The following is a 16,540-nucleotide window of genomic DNA, read 5'->3' as shown; positions in this document are numbered from 1 at the left end:
ATTTTGGCGGGAATCTGAAGCTTTATGCAAATTCTCATCCTTTCTTCCAAATTTCCCTATCCACCCACCAGCGGCGGAACTGAGGTTAGAACATTTAACTTACTCAAGGCGCTCAGTGAGCGTCATCAGATTACCCTGGTGACTCAACGCACTGATGATATTCCAGAGACTAACTTAGAAAAATTACAGGAGTGGGTCGAAGAACTAGTCGTTTTCCCTCAACCCAACCTCTCACAGAACAACGGCGGACTGCGATCAACAATGCAGCGCTTGAGTACATTCTTGCAACAAGGAACACCTCAGAGTATCTTGAAGCACTACTCTCCTGAGATGCAGGAATGGGTTAATCAGGCAATCGAGTCAGGAAACTTTGAAGTCATTACCTGCGAACATAGTATGAATGAAATTTATGTGAGTCCCCAATGGCGAGAGAAGTTGCGAACCGTCGTCAATATTCATAGTTCCCTCTATCGCAAGCAGCGCCATCAGTTAGACGGGAAACCAGCGGATAAGCAGCTACGAGAGCAATTAAATTTACCCCTACTGCGCCGCTATGAAGAGCGATATTGCAGCAAGTTCACCAATATTGTCGTCGCTACTCCCACTGATCGGCGTCAGATTGAGGATTACGAACCAGAGGGTAAGATCACATTAGTTCCAAATGGGGTCGATTTTAAGCAATTTCCGAAGCGTGTCTCTGATCCTGGAGGACATCGATTAGTGTTTGTAGGTCTTATGGATAGCCAGACAAACATTGATGCGGTGCGTTTCTTCAGCTTAGACGTGTTTCCAGAGATTTTACGACGGTATCCAGAAGCAACCCTAGAAATTGTGGGAGCCAGACCTGTACCTGAGGTGCTAGAGTTGCAGGAACGTCCGGGAATTACGGTGGCAGGTCGGGTGAGTTCAATCGTAGACTATTTGCACAAGGCAACAGTTTGTGTGATTCCCCTGCGGACTAGCTATGGGATTAAAAACAAAACCCTAGAAGCAATGGCAGCAGGAGTGCCTGTGGTGGCAAGCGATCGCGGCTTAGAAGGATTGCCCGTCGATGGTGGAGATGTTCCCCTGCGGGCATTACGGGCGAATGAAACTGCCGAATATGTCTACGCCGTGAGTCGCTTATTTGAGAACCGTCAGCTTCGCAAACAACTCTCAGAAAATGGGCGATCGCTGGTTGAGCAGAAATATACCTGGAAGCGGGCGGGGGAACTATATGAAAAGGTATTGATGGGAAAATGATATCAATATGACCCTTATCCTTTGCTCATTGAGAACTAACACCTCTGTGTCATCAGTGTGACAAACCTCTCCCACCTCCACCCCAATCTCTGCTATAAATCAGTGAAATCAGTGTTTGGGTATGAGTGTAGATTTACTAGCATTTTTTAAGGCGACAAATCCCGGTCAGACGATTAATATCGCTGATCCGGATGATCGCAAATATTAATTAATCAAGAGTTAATTGAACCTGCGATCGCGCAGTTGCAACAGCAGGGAAGAAAGGGATTAGTCGTGATTGTGGATAACCTGGATCGGATTGAGGGTCAAACCAAAGGTTGGGGGCGATCGCAACAGGAATATATTTTTATTGATCAGGCGGAATATTTGCAAAAGTTTAACTGCCATCTGGTTTATACCATGCCCTTGGCGTTAAAGTTTGCTGATGAATATGCCCGGTTAACCCAGCGATACAAGGAAGAACCCAAGGTTTTGCCCATGGTACAGGTGCAGCAGGTAGATGGGAGTGACTGCGCCGAAGGGATGGCATTGCTGCGACAGATGGTATTGGCGCGAGCGTTGCCGGATTTGGACGCACAAGGGCGATTAAATCGGGTGAATGAAATTTTTGACCATCCGGATAGTTTAGACCGCTTGTGTCGCGTCAGTGGTGGTCATGTGCGGGATTGATTACAACTGTTGATCCAGTGGTTGAAGCAGGATCTCAAACAAGGGCGGTTGACTCGTGAAACGTTAGAGGTTTTGATTCGCAGCCGTCGCAATGAAATGACTCTTTCGATTGATGATAAAGAATGGGGGTAAGTGTTAAAGCGATGATGGCACTAAAGTGCCTACTACGAGCGAACGAAGGAAACGATGTCGCAGCTACCTGATATTACACCGGAGAATCAAACGGAACTTGAGGAACTGGCGTTGACGCTGGAAGCCTTTCAGGGTAAGTTTCTGCTGATTTTTGCCCGATGTAATTATGACAGTCTGCGATCGCGTCTGATTCAATGCCTCCAGGATTCCTCTTTGGCGGACATTCGCACGATTACGCTAAACCCTGATGATACCGCCCTTTATCAGCGGATTCAGGGAAAATTGCAGGGGGATAAACCGGGGGCGTTGATGGTTTTGGGGTTGGAGTCGGTGCTATCCCTGGAGACGATGCTGGCGGGGGCGGATTTGGTGCGCGAAGAGTTTCGTAAGCATTTTCCGTTTCCGGTTGTGGTTTGGGGAGCGATAGCGAAACCCAACTCCTTGGGAGAGCTTGAACATTTTGTGCTTTCCCGCTCTACTCCCATGGGAGTGTTTATGGCGAAGACAGCGCAACTACAAACTAGCTTAAGTCAAATGGCACTAAAATAAGCATTTTTGGCGAGCCAAAACTCTTGATATAGCGTAGGGTGGGCATTGCCCACCAACCTTAAGTCAGTGCCATTCAACTTAAGTCGTTAAACTCAATATTCTCATAGAGATCAGCAATTTTAAGTTGAAAATCAAACACATTCAACGACAGTGTTACCGTTGGATCATCATACTCTGACAACAGCCATTGATTCGCCGCCGTTTTCACATAATGTTCCAGATGAATCCTATACTGATCAATAATCAGATATTCCCGAAAGCTGGCAATTGTGCGGTAGGCGACAAACTTACCACTACGGTCATAGTCTTGGGTTGACTTGGATAAAACCTCACCAATAAAACAGGGATTAACAATCGTGTCAGTGCGTCCCGTTTGTAGCTGCAACGGCTTTTCCACTACCATGACATCGGGATACGTATAGAGATTAGCATCGGGAATCCACAGTCGCTGGTCTGTAGCAAAGATGCGATAGTTTTTCCCCCGTAATCCTAATTTCAAGAACGCCGCCAGACCGATGGATAATTCATTATGGTCAGGAGTTCCACCTGTCATTGGAATGATTTCTCCATTGATATAGTCATGGCGTTCTGTGGAAGCCGTTTCAAAGTCTAAATATTCTTCAGGGGTATAGGTTTTTTGCTCAAGTTGAGTGATCATAAATAGCTAATTCTTAATCATTGAATAAGCCCGCAAACCCGCCCGGAGTAGTGCCCATTGGTGTCAACTTAAGGTGAAAACTAATACAGGGGGAGCTTTTCACCCTCATCCCCTGACTGAAACATAGGGGCTTTCACCTTCGCTATCTTGTAACGGAACGTCAGGCGTTGATTTATCCTCATGCAAGCGATCTAAAATCTCAATCACTTCTCGCTCAAAGGATACTTGGGCGCGGTTAGTTCTCCCCCCCACATAAAAGCGATCGCCTTTTTGTAATGCCCAAATTTGGGAGTGGGAGACATAGCTCATAATTACACCCACCATGAGCAAACCAAAGCCTGTATACACAATCGGAATGCCCGGATCAGCTTTTATTTGTAAACCTGTACTGCCAACTAATTCCTTAACGCGCAACGTAACCCCATTTACTTGGGTACTCATTCCAGAACGAACAGTGGAGACTAATTGTCCCTGGGCATCATATACCAAAACCGTCCCCTGTAAATCTTTTGCCAGCAGTGAAGCACCTTCGCTTAAATCCGGTTTCGTTGGTATCCATGTTCCCCAGATGCGCCCATTCCCCTGGGTATCCAGTTTCGCCATGGGTAGCTGGAAAATCGGACTGTTATTTAACTGCACCCGCACCGCCGCAATTCCCCAGTCGGTTTGGTAGAAGGTGACTCCTTGATGGCGCAGGGGTTTATTCACATAAATGGTTTCTCGGTCAATTTCTTGTTCCTGATTATCCACCACCGACAAATCGGAATAAAACTGATCAATTCCGCCTTCGGGTGTGTAGTCAATCCAAAAGCGATTAACGTGAACGCCCCAATCTTGAGGAACCTGAGATTTTGCCCAAGGACCGGCATCAATAATATTTCTGACATGAAAGGTTGCACCACTGGGAACCATTTCCTGTGCCATAAATCCCGTCATCGCGCCCCAAATTGACCCCGCCAGAATAATCAACATACTGGCGTGAACGACAATCGGACCAATCCGCCCGACGATTCCTTTGCGGGCGTAGAGGCTATCTCCTTCTTGAAATACCCGATAGCGTTTGGCTTGTAACAATTGAGATAAAGAATTCAGAGAACCCGTTTCCAGTTCAGCGCTGAGTGCTAATTTCTGAAACTGACGCGGTTCCTGATAATAGTTCCAGCGACGGGCGGCTTTCAGGGCGGGAAATTGACGAGTAAACGTGCAAGCGGTGAGGCTACTGCCAAACAGAACCAGGATTGACAAAAACCACCATGTCCGGTATACGTGGTCTAATCCTAAGAATAGGAGAACTTTCCAGGTTAAGAAACCAAATAAGGCGGGATCTTCGGGATAATTGGCTTGATAAAAGGCGAGAGATTGACCCTGTTCAATAATAGTGCCACTAATACTGAAAAGAGCGATCGCGAGAAGGAGTGCGATCGCGAGTCGTAAATCTGCCAGAAATGATACGATATAACGCCGGAACCAACGTCCGACAGGATTAGACACAGATTGATTATCTAACGTCATTAATTAAAAAATTCCCCCAGGAATCCGAGACAGCAGCGAAAAGACGCCGAATCCGACTAATAAAGCCCCACTAACGGGAGTAATCCAACTTGACCATTGGCGTACTTCTAATAACTTCTTTATTGAAGCAGTAAATGTACCTGCCACAATTAACGGGGTAACATAACCTGCCGTATAGGATAATAGCAGAACACCTCCTAATACCCAGTCTTGTGTACTCGCTACCCAAGCCAGTAAGGTTGCCAAAACCGGAGTACTGCAAGGAGAGGCGACTAAACCAAAGGTTAAACCAATCAGATAGGAACGTACCCCCTTGGGCAAATCTGGGGAAATCCACTCCATTCCCCCAAAAGACGGTAATTGCAGGGGTAAGGCTTCGAGTAGGTTTAGCCCCATGATAATCGCAATCAGGCTGACAATTATGGGTAACCCAATACCCACTTGACCATAAACTCGTCCCACCGATGCGGCTAAAATTCCCAATCCGGCTAGGGTGGTTGCCAAACCCAGTGCAAACCAAGTAGATTGAGTCGCAGCCTGCAAGCGTCCTTTGGCTTCATAGCCGCCAATGTAGCCTATTGTGATTGGCAGCATGGATAGCATACAAGGAGTGAGGCTTGTCAGCAACCCAGCCGCAAAGATAATGCCAATGCTTAATGCACTCAGATGGGTAAGCTGATTGCCAACCAGATTATTGGCAAATTGTTCCAGTTGGTACAGTTGAGTTTTAATGGTGTCAATCATGCGCTGAGTAATTTACCGAATGCCTGTTCTGAAAGCATTTTAGCGTATGGGAATCACGAAGCCGTCAAACTGACATTTTGACGGCTTTCTAAGTAGTCGGACAAAAGTTTTTGGAACGGTGATAATTTTTGTAAATACAACTCTAATTGCCTTGAGGCAAAGGTTACAAGCATTTTTGTTGGGGACAGTACCGTTTATTTATGTCCGACTACTTAGTCATGACTCGCTTACCCGTTATGATAGTAAATTGTATTCAACAACAAAACTGATGAATTCTTGTTTAAAAGTTTCAGATCCAGAGATTTTTGCGCTTCTGGATCAAGAAGCTCAGCGCCAGAAAGATAACATCGAATTAATTGCGTCGGCTAACTTTACCAGCCGCGCCGTACTAGAAGCCACAGGGTCAATCCTTACCAACAAAGTGGCGGAAGGATATCCGGGGCGGCGCTATTTTAGCGGCTGTGAAACGATTGATGTCCTGGAAAACTTGGCAATTGAACGAGCTAAACAACTATTTGGCGCCACTTACGCGAATCTTGAACCCTACACAGGTTCCCAAGCCAATCATGCTGTTTACCTGACGGTTCTCAAACCAGGCGATCGCATCTTAGCAATGGATCTTGGTCATGGGGGGCATCTGAGCCATGGTGCTAAATTTACCATGACAGGCAAAATCTATGACTGTCATTTTTATCAAGTCGATCCCGATACGGAGTACCTCGACTACGATCGCATCCTCAGCCAAGCCAAAGAGATTCGTCCTAAACTGATTATTGCTGGTGCGAGTTCCTATCCCCGCACTATTGATTTCCAACGCTTTCGGGAAATTGCGGATGAAGTTGGAGCCTATTTATTAGCGGATATCGCCCACATCTGTGGATTAGTTGCAGCCGGATTACATCCTTCTCCCATTCCCCATGCTCATTTCGTTACCATGAGTACCCAGAAAACCTTGCGCGGACCCCGCAGTGGCATGATTTTATTGGGGGAACATTCTGCACCAGAATTTGCTCGCAAGATTGACAGTGCAGTTTTTCCTGGGGTACAAGGCGCTGTTCATGTTCATGCGATCGCGGCTAAGGCGGTGATGCTCAAAGAAGCTATGTCTGCTAGCTTTGGGAGCTATCAACGTCAAAACCTGGAAAATTCCCGGATATTAGCCGAAGAGTTGATGGAACGGGGATTCCGCCTGGTTTCTGGCGGTACGGATAATCATTTGATGCTTCTGGATCTCACTGAACAAGGTATCACAGGTAAGGAAGCCGAAGAGCGCTTAGCCAGTGTCAGGATTACCGTCAATAAAAACTTGCTTCCCTACGATTCCCAGAAGCCTACGGTATGCAGCGGTATTCGGGTAGGAACATCGGCAATCACGACGCGGGGATTTGGTGCCCAAGAAATGCATTCCATCGCTGAACTAATTAATAAAATGCTCAGCAGCGAACCTACAGTTAATACCATTGCCAAGGTTCAAGATGAAGTCAGTCGCTTATGTCGCCTTCATCCCCACATTGATTCGATTTACGAGCAAGATGGGGACAGGTTTGCCCGAAAATCAGAATACCAACTTCACAACTAATTTTTAACCTCAAGTTTCTCGTAATTTCTTCCACATCAAACTCGGAAAACATTAGCAATAGGTGCATATTTATGACCACAACAGCCAACTCGGAACAAGCCACAGAACGCGCCAGAGTCCATTACAACAGTGAAAATGCGCGTAATTTGTATGAGATTGCTATTGGCAGCGACACCTTAAATTTAGGATTGTATGAAGATGATCCAGATCGCCCCATTGCAGAGGGAATGGCGAAAACCACTGAATGGATGGCAAAACAAGTCCAGAACCTCAACCCCGATTTCCGTGTCCTTGATCTCGGTTCCGGATATGGACCAGCGGCACGACATTTGGCTGGGAAATATGGCTGTCATGTTACCTGTCTCAACATTAGTGAAGAGCAAAATCAGGAAAATGAGCGGCGTAATCGTGAACAAGGTATTGACAATTTGATTGATATTGTATTTGGTAATTTTAAAGAAATTCCGTTTGATGATGCCAGCTTTGATCTGGTTTGGTCTCAAGATGCCCTATTCCACACAGATGGACAAGATCGTGTTCTAGAAGAAGCCTATCGGGTGCTTAAACCAGGGGGACAATTGTTGTTTATGGATATTCTGCAAGCCGATGATTGTCCAGATGGAGCCTTAAAGGATTCACTCGGGCGGGTTAATATTCTTCACGAACGTATCGGATCTTTCCATTCCTATACCAGTAAAGCCAAAAGCCTGGGTTTTCAAACCATCAACGTGATTGACAAATCCGATCAGTTGCTGGTTCATTACACGAAATTGAGGGATTCTGTCATTGCCCATTACGACGAACTTAGCCAAAAATGTACCCCTGAATTTTTAGAATCCTCTAAGAATGGCTTATGTCAATGGGTGGAATCTGCCCAGAAAGGTCTGTTTACCTGGGGTCTATTTCATTTTCGCCGTCCATAAGTAAGTTGTTTAGGACTTACGCACAGCCTCTATCTGTAGGGTGCGTTAGCCTAGCGTAACGCACCTTTGCCCTCAATCGATACAGCAGTTTGCTCTGCTATGCGGTACATTGTCGATCCCCCTAAATCCCCCGTGCAATAAAAGCTCCCGCATCCTTTGGCTTCCCCCTTTTTAAGGGGGACGGGAGGGGGATCAAAAAGGGGGACTTTGATCTACTGTACTTTATGGAGAGCGCAAAGCGCTGTAATTGTCAGGTGGGCAATGCCCACCCTACTTCCTGTGGTGTATTTTCAGGTAAATAATATGAAGGCTCAAGAAATAGTCAAAACCCATCGCGATCACGTCTTTTTTTCCTGGGTACCTCAGAAAAACATCCAAAATCCCATCGTTATGGATCGGGCTGAGGGCGTTTATTTCTGGGATAAAGACGGCAAAAAGTACCTGGATTTTTCCAGTCAGTACGTCAACATGAATATTGGGCACAGCCACCCCAAGGTGATTGCAGCCATAAAAGACCAAGCTGATAAACTGGTATTTGCTCATCCCGGTACGGCTACGGAAATTCGCGCTGCAACAGCCGCCAAGTTAGCAGAAATTACACCAGGGGATCTGACCAAGACGTTCTTTACCCTGAGTGGGGCTGAAGCCATTGAGAATGCCATTAAAATAGCCCGTATGTACACGGGACGGCATAAAATAGTTACCCGATATCGTAGCTATCATGGTGCTACCTTGGGTGCAGCAACGGCAGGAGGAGACCCCAGACGCTTGGTTCACGAACCGGGAATTAGTGGGATTGTTCGCGTGCATGATCCTTATGCCTACCGTTGTCCATTTGGCTACGCACCCGCAGGAAATCCCCAAGTGTATATCGATCACGTTATTCAGACTATTGAGTTTGAGGGACCCGAAAACGTGGCGGCGATCCTGATGGAAACGATTACGGGTTTCAATGGTGTGATTATTCCCCCCGATGGTTATTGGCAAGCCTTGCGGGACTATGCTGATCAGCATGGTATCTTGTTGATTTGTGACGAAGTGCTAGCCGGCTTTGGTCGCACCGGGAAAATGTTTGCGATCGAGCATTATGGTGTGGTTCCCGATATTATGGCAATGGCAAAAGGACTTACCTGTGGGTATATTCCCATGGGTGGGGTGATAGTACGCCAGCACATCGCCGATTATTTTGAAACTAACCCCTTTGTTTGCGGGCTTACTTTTGGCAGTCATCCCATCGGTTGCGCTGCGGCTTTGGCGACAATGGAAGTTTATGAAGAAGAAAATTTGGTGGAAAATAGCCGGATTATGGGGATACGAATGGCAGAAAAACTACAGGAGATGAAGGAAAAACATCCATCGGTGGGAGATGTCCGTAGCTTGGGACTCTATGGAGTAATTGAGTGCGTCAAGAACCGAGAAACGCGGGAACCGATGGCTCCCTGGAATGCTAAACCCCATGAAATGGTGGTAATGGGTAAAGTTGCTGCTCGTCTGCGGGAGCTTGGTTTACATGGTCTTGTACGCTGGAATTGGGTGTTTATGTCTCCCCCACTTTGCATTAATCAGGAGCAGTTGGAAGAAGGGTTTGCCATTATTGATGATGCGTTGAACATTGCTGATGAAGCCTACGAAGGTTAATTGACCAATGACGAAATAACCTTCGTTAAAATCCTAATCACCCGCGTCTTGATGAGAGAACGAACTTTTCTGTGTAATCAGTGTGTGAATAAGCTCTCACCTCCCTACCCCCATCAGGACAATAAATCAGTGAAATCAGTGTTTTGACAAATGACAAATGACAAATGACAAATGACAAACTACTTAAATAGGAGAAAATTCCCATGAAAATTGGATTTATTGGTCTGGGTAATATGGGCAGTGGTATGGTTGCCAATCTGCTCAAAACAGGATTTGATGTTTCAGTATATGACATTCAACGGTCAAAAGCCGAAGCCTTAATCGCAGCCGGAGCAAGTTGGCGCAATTCGATCCCAGAGGTAGCAGGTGATGCTGATGTGATCATGACCAGTCTACCAGGACCCAAACAGTTAGAATCTGTGATGTTAGGCGATGCTGGAGTGATTGCCAATGCCCATCCTGGAACAATTTGGCTTGATACTGGAACCAATTCCATAGAAATTATGGAAAAGATTTCAGCCATTGCATCTGAACTGGAAATTGACTCAATTGCCGCACCTGTTTCTGGGGGCGCAAAGGGGGCGGAAACTGGCACACTCTCCATGTTTGTTGGCGGAAATCAACAGACTTTTGACAACATTAAAGGGATATTGGAAGCCATTGGTTCTCAAATTTATTATGTGGGGCAACTTTCCCATGCCATTCTTTCTAAGTTGCTAATTAATTATCTTTGCTTCATCAATACTAAAGCTCTGGGGGAAGTGCTGTCCTTGGGAGCAGAAGCAGGAATCGATCCTAAACAACTTACGAACATGATTCAAGCTGGTTCAGGGAGTAGCTGGGTCGCAGAAAAATTGCTTCCCTCTATCTTAGAAGGAAATCCGGGTCCAGCGTTTACATTAAACTTAGCTCACAAGGATGCCTGTTTGGTTAATCAACTCAATCAAAGCTTTAAAACGTCTCTAGAATTTTCAGCACGTCTATGTGAGGTATTACAACAAGCTTGTGCTACCTATGGTGGGGATGAAAGTTTTACTCGGATGATGGATTTGCCGGAGTAGTCAAGTCACTTCCGTCTAAATTGCACCAGTTAAATCTTAATTTAATCTCAACAGTAGGGTGTGTTAGCGGAACAAAGTGGAGCGTAACGCACCATTTTTTTGAGGATTGCGGTGGGTTACGCTTGGCTAACGGCACCCTACTCGCTCGCACCATGAGTAATCTAGTCTAAAATGTTGCTATGAGCAGTCAATCTCAACAATACCAAATCTCTGAAATTCAGCAAGATAGAAGAAAACTTTTCCTTGATTGGGCTGATGGTCATCGCAGTACCTTCCACTATATTTGGCTGCGGGATAACTGTTATTGTTCGGCTTGTGGTGACCCCAGACATGGAGAAAAGCGTTTTCGGATCATTGATGTTCCCTTAGATATAGAACCCCTGTCAGTTCATTGGGATAGTGGAAACACACTGGAAATACTATGGAAATCCGACAGTCACAAAAGCATTTATCATGCTTCGTGGTTGCGACAGCATTGCTATTCGGCTACGGAGAGAGAGCATCGCCAGTATCGACCGATTCTTTGGGATAGCCAGATTGTAACTAACCTGCCGCAAATTGCTTATGAAGAAGTCAAAACTGGGGATGCAGGTCGGTTGCAACTGTTAGAATATCTGAGAGATTACGGGATTTGTTTTTTGCGAAACGTGCCTCCTAATAAAGGAGAACTCGAATCCTTTGCCCAGTCATTTGGACCTCTATTGGAAACCAATTACGGACGTATATTCGAGATTGTTGTTGACCCAGAGGAAAGCCAGAACAGTGTTGCCAACTCCCAAATTGATCTAATACCTCACACAGATGATGCCTATCAATATGCACCACCGGGAATTATTTTTTTCCACTGTTTAATGGCGAACAACGATGGTAGCGGTCAGTCTACCTTTGTGGATGGTTTCCGAATAGCAGAGGTGCTACGTCAGGAGAATAGGGAGGTGTTCGATCTACTTTGCCGTTACGAGGTTTCTTTCCGAAAACATTATCGCGATCGCATCGATATGCGGTTTAGCCGTCCGGTTTTTTGCCTAGATAGTTCGGGTCATTTGCAGCAAGTTCGGATTAGCAATCTATTCCCTGCTCCCTTGGACTTGCCAGAGGAGATTATCGAGCCATTTTATGCCGCTTATGGAAAGCTGATGCAGCTCTATACTGATCCAAGATACTACCTGAAACAAGGTCTGCAACCCGGAGATCTGGTCATGTTTGACAACCATCGTATCCTACACGGACGCACTGCGATCGCAAGACAAAATCAGCGCCGCCATTTGCGCTACTGTTCAGTAGAGCGAGACTATTTTCATAGCCAGTGGCGGCTGCTTCAGACAAATCTCAGCTTTCAGGGATAGGTTGCAAATCGGGAATAGCTTGGCGGAGTTTTGAGAAAGACCAAGCTCCCTCGCGCAATAACTGAGCCTGTGATCCGGTAAAATCAACTAGGGTAGAAGGCTGTTGTTCAGGATTTGGTCCTCCATCCAGAACCAGTGGAACTCGCTCTCCCAATTGTGCCGCGACTTCAGGAGCTGTTTTCTGCGTCTCCATCCCCGATACATTAGCACTGGTTACCGCTAGGGGATCACCAACCTGACGCACCAATTCCAAACAAAGGGGATGGTTAGGGATTCTTACGGCTACTGTGTCTTTACCTGATGTGACAAATGATGGGACAATTTCAGTCTTAGGAAAGATGCCAGACATTGCCCCGGGCCAAATTTTACGGAGCGACTTGATGGTACTTTCAGGAATGCCTTGAGTTACTTGTTGCAGTTGTTCAAAATCGGCGACATAAATGATTAGGGGTTTGTTTGGCGATCGCGATTTCACCTCAAAAATCTTTTTAATGCCTGATTCTTTGGCAATACTGGCTCCAATTCCATAAATCGTATCGGTGGGGAAGACAACGACATCACCTTTCCCAAGCAAATTCACTGCCTTGCGTATGGTGGCTTCTTGATCAGCCGGTAAAATTTCTGTCATATTTTACTTTCCAGAAGTATGTTGGTTGTCTTTAATCCTTCAATGTCAGCCCAAATTATTATCCAGCAAAGAACACAAGGTTTTGGGATCGAGAGGAGTAATTTAGGTATTCCACTCTCAATACTAAACGGTTTAAGACTGAATTTAATCAGATTTGTGAATAACTTTGCGATAACGCATTTTGAGAATGAGTCCCAGCATGATTTGTTTCATCACCCAATAAAATACTGTCAACACGATAAAGGTGACAAACATGACCAACAAGGGACATCCAGTTATCAAAAAAGACAAAAAAAGAGGAAACCTCTCTCCTCTTTCGGCTTAAAATAACTAATTTTTACGATTTTTTATCGCTAGGTTAACCAATTTCTTAGGTCAACCCGTTTCCTTTTTTTCAACGTCCAGTCAGGTTAAAGCAGAAAAGCTATTTAACCCATCCTTTACGATACAATACTGGGCAGTTATGAGTGACGATAAACTTCGCATCATTCAATTTTCCTGCTTCTCCAAGTCCATTCCAAGCTGGTGCACAGATAGTTGTATTAGTTGTTCCTCCTGTATTACTTCCTTGAGGTAAACGCCATCCGTTTCGATACATAACAGCGCAGTCAGTTTTAACTAAATTCTCTAAGTTGCTAATTTTGGAGGCGCTACTAATACTATTCCATGCTTCTTCACAGCCTGGAACTGCATAGTCGGCATAGGCGTAATCGGCATAGAATAAGGACAAGCAAAGTATCACAAAAACAGTCAAAAACCTGGCGATTTTTTTCATTGTTAGTAACCTTCTTCAATTTTCGTTAACTCCCAAACCCTATTACAGTATCACTTATTTCAAGCAAATATCACAGGTTAATATTATTTTAATATTTCAAGAAAGTCAGCTCTCTGGGTCTACTGGACTTGCGGTGGAACAAAACAACTCTAAGCATTGCTCGGCAAGAGCACTCTGTTAATAAACCTATGCCGTTTTATGAAGAAATGTATAAATATCGCCTCATTATGTAATCTAAACAGTAGGGTGTGTTAGCGGAACAAAGTGGAGCGTAACGCACCAATTTTTTGAGGATTGGGGTGGGTTACGCTTGGCTAACGGCAACCTACTAGCTTGGACAATGAGTAATCTAGTCTATAATTTTGCTATGAACTAATTTAATCAGATTCGTGGAGAAGTTTGCGATGACGCATTTTGAGAATAAGTCCTAGGGTGATTTGTTTCATCAGCCAATACAATACCGTCAACACGATAAAGGTGACAAACATGACGAACAAGGGACGTTTAGCCGTCAAATCATCCACAATTGTTTGGGCTAAATCCTCAGGTTGTGTAACTAAATCCCAACTATTAAATCGGAGAAATCGTCCTAAATAGATACCCACCGCGCACAGAGCATGAGTAATCAGTTCAGCCGGAAGGGTAAATTTACCCATTCCTTGCTTTTGTAAATAGTATCCTAAATTAATTAACGAGATAACGTAAGCTTCAAACCCAAGTATAATAACGCTAAGATGCTGAGGAATTAGGACTAAAGTAATAACCCATACGGAGTAGTTACGGCGAACGGCATCAATTAGGTGGATGATATCAGTCAGCAGATAAGGTGCATTGGGTAAGAAGGCAATGAAAACAATTAAACCCGCCCACCACAAAAGGTTACGGTTTCCAGATGAGCGGCGAAAGAGCCAAACGCTTAAGGCTAAGGGGATAAACGCCAGAAATAAATTCCAAGCCATCCAACCGCTATGACGATGCCACGCTTTCCAGGCATCATTTAGGAGAAATCTGAAAGACATGTTTTTACGGGTATAAGTCTGCTAGGGAATCGCTTATTCACCAGTATAGCTAATGGCTTTAAGACGCCGTGAGTCGTTTTTCGTGACTCGCTATCAGCGAACTTTTGTCAATAGACTTAAGATATAAAAAATAAGTTTATAGAAAGCCTGTGGAGATATTGACTTCTCCCCCGGTTAAAACGCGGGGGATTCTAAGCAGATACTTTGGGACGGGCTGAAGCCGCGTCCCGTCGTTTTATCTTTTTAGAGTTCCAGAGGAAGACTCTGGATGGCGCAGTCAAAAACGCCCTACTGACCTTGGCTAGAGCAAGACCTAGCTGTATCTCTACTTTGCGGAGAATGTTAGCAGCACCATTAGCATCGGCGTTGATGAATTCTCCATTTTTTGTGCGATACATTCCACGATGAACTCTTTTCCCACTTGGTTTCCACCCTTCCGGGCCTGAGCCGAATACAGGTAGAAAATCCTTGTCCAGAAAACTCGCCTTCGATGTATAGCTTTCTTCAGTTTCTATAAACTGAATTCCATATTGTTCGCACAATTGTCTGATTCTTTCTTTAAGACAAGTGGTAGGAATTTGAACAAATTCCTGATTATTCTTTTTGCCTAGCTCAATCCCATTCTTGTTGCCTTGATTCCACCCGAAAACAATAGTTCCAATCCGGCAATTTAAGCAGTGATTGACAACAATTCTTGCTGCCTTATTCACGGCGTCTCTAATTTGACGATTGCGTTTTTCGGTTAAGGATGCCAATTCTTCATTCCAGAACCCTTGGGCTTTTCCTTTTTTTAGAGTTGCTACTCGCTTGTTATAGAACTGGTTTAGGCTCTTGAGCTTACGACCATCAACAATAAAGCTGGTTCCTACGTTAGAGACACAGGTTAGCCAGTTGTTTAGTCCTGGGTCGATTCCCAGGACGTTCTTTGCATCAACATCGGCTTGAATGCCAGGAATACTGTAGACAAACTCGGCATAAAAACAGCCATTGCGAGGCAATATTCTTAGTTCTTTGATGTTCTTAAAGTCCAGATTTGACGGCATCGGAATAAAGAACTCCGAAAGCTTGAACCAGGTTTTAACCAGTGTTCCTAGAGGAAAACGGATCAAGCCATTTTTGAACCTAAGGGCTTGCCTAGGATAAGCGACAACAGTCAGACCGCCCTTCTTTTGGTATCGGGGCGGTCTGGGTTTATCTGTTATCTTCCCTTTGTTAAATGCTTTGTTTAATCCTTGAAAAGACTTAAATGACTCGGCTACTGCTCTCAGGGTTTGTTGAGCGACCTGGGAATACAATGCTTGGAAGTGCTTATTGCTTTTGTACTCTTTTTCCAGGTCATACTTGCCGATTATTTGGCGACATTTAAACCAGATCTGCCTGGCGTAATAAGTTCCGCAATTTGTTAGCTTATTTGCCTCGGAACAGATGTATTCCAAGACTGCCGCTAACTCGTCATCTGGAGTTAACAGTACTTGCTGACATCCGTACAAGCTTATCACCTCCTTGTTTAGAGATATATTATATCACTGGTTAGAGAATTCGTGCGGGATAAATCCCGCTATCTGCACGACGCCGCTCGTTTCATCCCCCGCTTGAAAAGACGGGGGCTTTCACCATCGCTTTTCGGTAATGCAGGAACAGTTTCAAAAGCATACCCTTGAGGATCGCGAAGGGTCAAAAAAGGGTTTCTGGATAGGTTTGTTAACTTTTCCTGACATTCCAAGAGGTTTAGTCTCTCTCATGTCAGGATTAATTAATATATGTCTCTTAGCTTAGGTGCAAATAGCTGGCTTCGACTTCTAGCTGACGAACTAAGGCGTCATTGCCATTGGCTCTAGCAACTTCTAGACGATGTTGCAAGTTCTTTTGCAGACTTTGGCGATGGATAGCTGCGGCTTCTTTTGCTTGTTTTTGTAGGTCTTTGTTCATCGAAACTCCTTTGGGTCCCAAACCCTGTCTTTATAAGACAGCTTTACAATTAAATGCTGGTTTTTAAATGGAGATAATCCCAGGAACCAGCAAACCCTGTAATAAGTCCCTTCGCCCACCCAGTCCAAGATGTCTT

General features: G+C 44.9%; 15 protein-coding genes and 1 pseudogene. 8 read left to right on the top strand and 8 right to left on the bottom strand.

The features are described from left to right. Positions 1–24: 24 nt before the first annotated feature. The 3 genes and pseudogenes from RIM23_RS02630 to RIM23_RS02620 all read left to right on the top strand — a co-directional run bounded on the left by RIM23_RS02630 (position 25) and on the right by RIM23_RS02620 (position 2,592). A complete protein-coding gene (locus RIM23_RS02630; protein WP_446364208.1) occupies positions 25–1,242 on the top strand; it encodes a glycosyltransferase family 4 protein in 1,218 nt (405 codons plus the stop codon). Between the two features lie 207 nt (positions 1,243–1,449). Beyond that, a pseudogene (locus RIM23_RS02625) lies at positions 1,450–2,037 on the top strand (ATP-binding protein); the annotation flags it as partial. 60 nt (positions 2,038–2,097) lie between these two features. Continuing rightward, entirely contained in the window at positions 2,098–2,592 is a 495-nt protein-coding gene (locus RIM23_RS02620; protein WP_446364206.1) for a hypothetical protein, read from the top strand. Positions 2,593–2,665: 73 nt separating this feature from the next. On the opposite strand, the gene RIM23_RS02615 is transcribed toward RIM23_RS02620, so the two are convergent. The 3 genes from RIM23_RS02615 to RIM23_RS02605 form a co-directional block, all read right to left on the bottom strand. Then, positions 2,666–3,250 (bottom strand): Uma2 family endonuclease, encoded by a 585-nt coding sequence (locus RIM23_RS02615; protein ID WP_446364204.1) that lies wholly within the window; start codon positions 3,248–3,250, stop codon positions 2,666–2,668. 105 nt (positions 3,251–3,355) lie between these two features. Beyond that, the gene (locus RIM23_RS02610; protein ID WP_446364203.1) at positions 3,356–4,762 is read right to left on the bottom strand and encodes a cytochrome c biogenesis protein; all 1,407 of its coding nucleotides are present in this window, start codon (positions 4,760–4,762) and stop codon (positions 3,356–3,358) included. 3 nt (positions 4,763–4,765) lie between these two features. Next, on the bottom strand, positions 4,766–5,506 hold the full coding sequence (locus RIM23_RS02605; protein ID WP_446358514.1) for a cytochrome c biogenesis protein CcdA: 741 nt from the start codon (positions 5,504–5,506) through the stop codon (positions 4,766–4,768). A 268-nt stretch (positions 5,507–5,774) separates the two neighbouring features. Between RIM23_RS02605 and RIM23_RS02600 the strand changes: the two genes are divergently transcribed. The 5 genes from RIM23_RS02600 (at position 5,775) to RIM23_RS02580 (ending at position 12,053) form a co-directional block, all read left to right on the top strand. Then, entirely contained in the window at positions 5,775–7,085 is a 1,311-nt protein-coding gene (locus RIM23_RS02600) for a serine hydroxymethyltransferase (RefSeq protein ID WP_446364201.1), read from the top strand. A 71-nt stretch (positions 7,086–7,156) separates the two neighbouring features. Then, positions 7,157–8,008: an SAM-dependent methyltransferase gene (locus RIM23_RS02595; protein WP_446364199.1), complete on the top strand. Its 852-nt coding sequence runs from the start codon at positions 7,157–7,159 to the stop codon at positions 8,006–8,008. A gap of 261 nt (positions 8,009–8,269) precedes the next feature. After that, positions 8,270–9,646, top strand: a complete 1,377-nt coding sequence (locus RIM23_RS02590) for an aminotransferase class III-fold pyridoxal phosphate-dependent enzyme (protein WP_446364197.1) — start codon at positions 8,270–8,272, stop codon at positions 9,644–9,646. A 203-nt stretch (positions 9,647–9,849) separates the two neighbouring features. Next, positions 9,850–10,707: an NAD(P)-dependent oxidoreductase gene (locus RIM23_RS02585; protein WP_446364195.1), complete on the top strand. Its 858-nt coding sequence runs from the start codon at positions 9,850–9,852 to the stop codon at positions 10,705–10,707. Positions 10,708–10,886: 179 nt separating this feature from the next. After that, positions 10,887–12,053: a TauD/TfdA family dioxygenase gene (locus tag RIM23_RS02580; protein ID WP_446364193.1), complete on the top strand. Its 1,167-nt coding sequence runs from the start codon at positions 10,887–10,889 to the stop codon at positions 12,051–12,053. Here the strand turns inward: RIM23_RS02580 and RIM23_RS02575 are convergent. The 5 genes from RIM23_RS02575 to pirA form a co-directional block, all read right to left on the bottom strand. Beyond that, positions 12,037–12,681, bottom strand: a complete 645-nt coding sequence (locus tag RIM23_RS02575) for an L-threonylcarbamoyladenylate synthase (RefSeq protein ID WP_446364191.1) — start codon at positions 12,679–12,681, stop codon at positions 12,037–12,039. The genes RIM23_RS02580 and RIM23_RS02575 overlap by 17 nt on opposite strands. Positions 12,682–13,105: 424 nt before the next feature. Beyond that, complete coding sequence (locus RIM23_RS02570) at positions 13,106–13,456, bottom strand: hypothetical protein (protein ID WP_446364189.1); 351 nt, start codon at positions 13,454–13,456, stop codon at positions 13,106–13,108. A gap of 377 nt (positions 13,457–13,833) precedes the next feature. Continuing rightward, the gene (locus tag RIM23_RS02565) at positions 13,834–14,475 is read right to left on the bottom strand and encodes a DUF1361 domain-containing protein (RefSeq protein ID WP_446364187.1); all 642 of its coding nucleotides are present in this window, start codon (positions 14,473–14,475) and stop codon (positions 13,834–13,836) included. A 191-nt stretch (positions 14,476–14,666) separates the two neighbouring features. Beyond that, positions 14,667–15,965, bottom strand: a complete 1,299-nt coding sequence (locus tag RIM23_RS02560) for an RNA-guided endonuclease InsQ/TnpB family protein (protein WP_446364185.1) — start codon at positions 15,963–15,965, stop codon at positions 14,667–14,669. 277 nt (positions 15,966–16,242) lie between these two features. Beyond that, complete coding sequence (gene pirA, locus RIM23_RS02555) at positions 16,243–16,404, bottom strand: arginine synthesis PII-interacting regulator PirA (protein WP_446334352.1); 162 nt, start codon at positions 16,402–16,404, stop codon at positions 16,243–16,245. Between the last annotated feature and the right edge of the window lie 136 nt (positions 16,405–16,540).

It is taken from the genome of Coleofasciculus sp. G3-WIS-01, from assembly GCF_040223135.1.
Taxonomy (GTDB): Bacteria; Cyanobacteriota; Cyanobacteriia; order Cyanobacteriales; family Coleofasciculaceae; genus Coleofasciculus.
The sequence above is the reverse complement of the archived record's forward strand: the minus strand, read 5'-3'. Positions and strand labels throughout refer to the sequence as shown.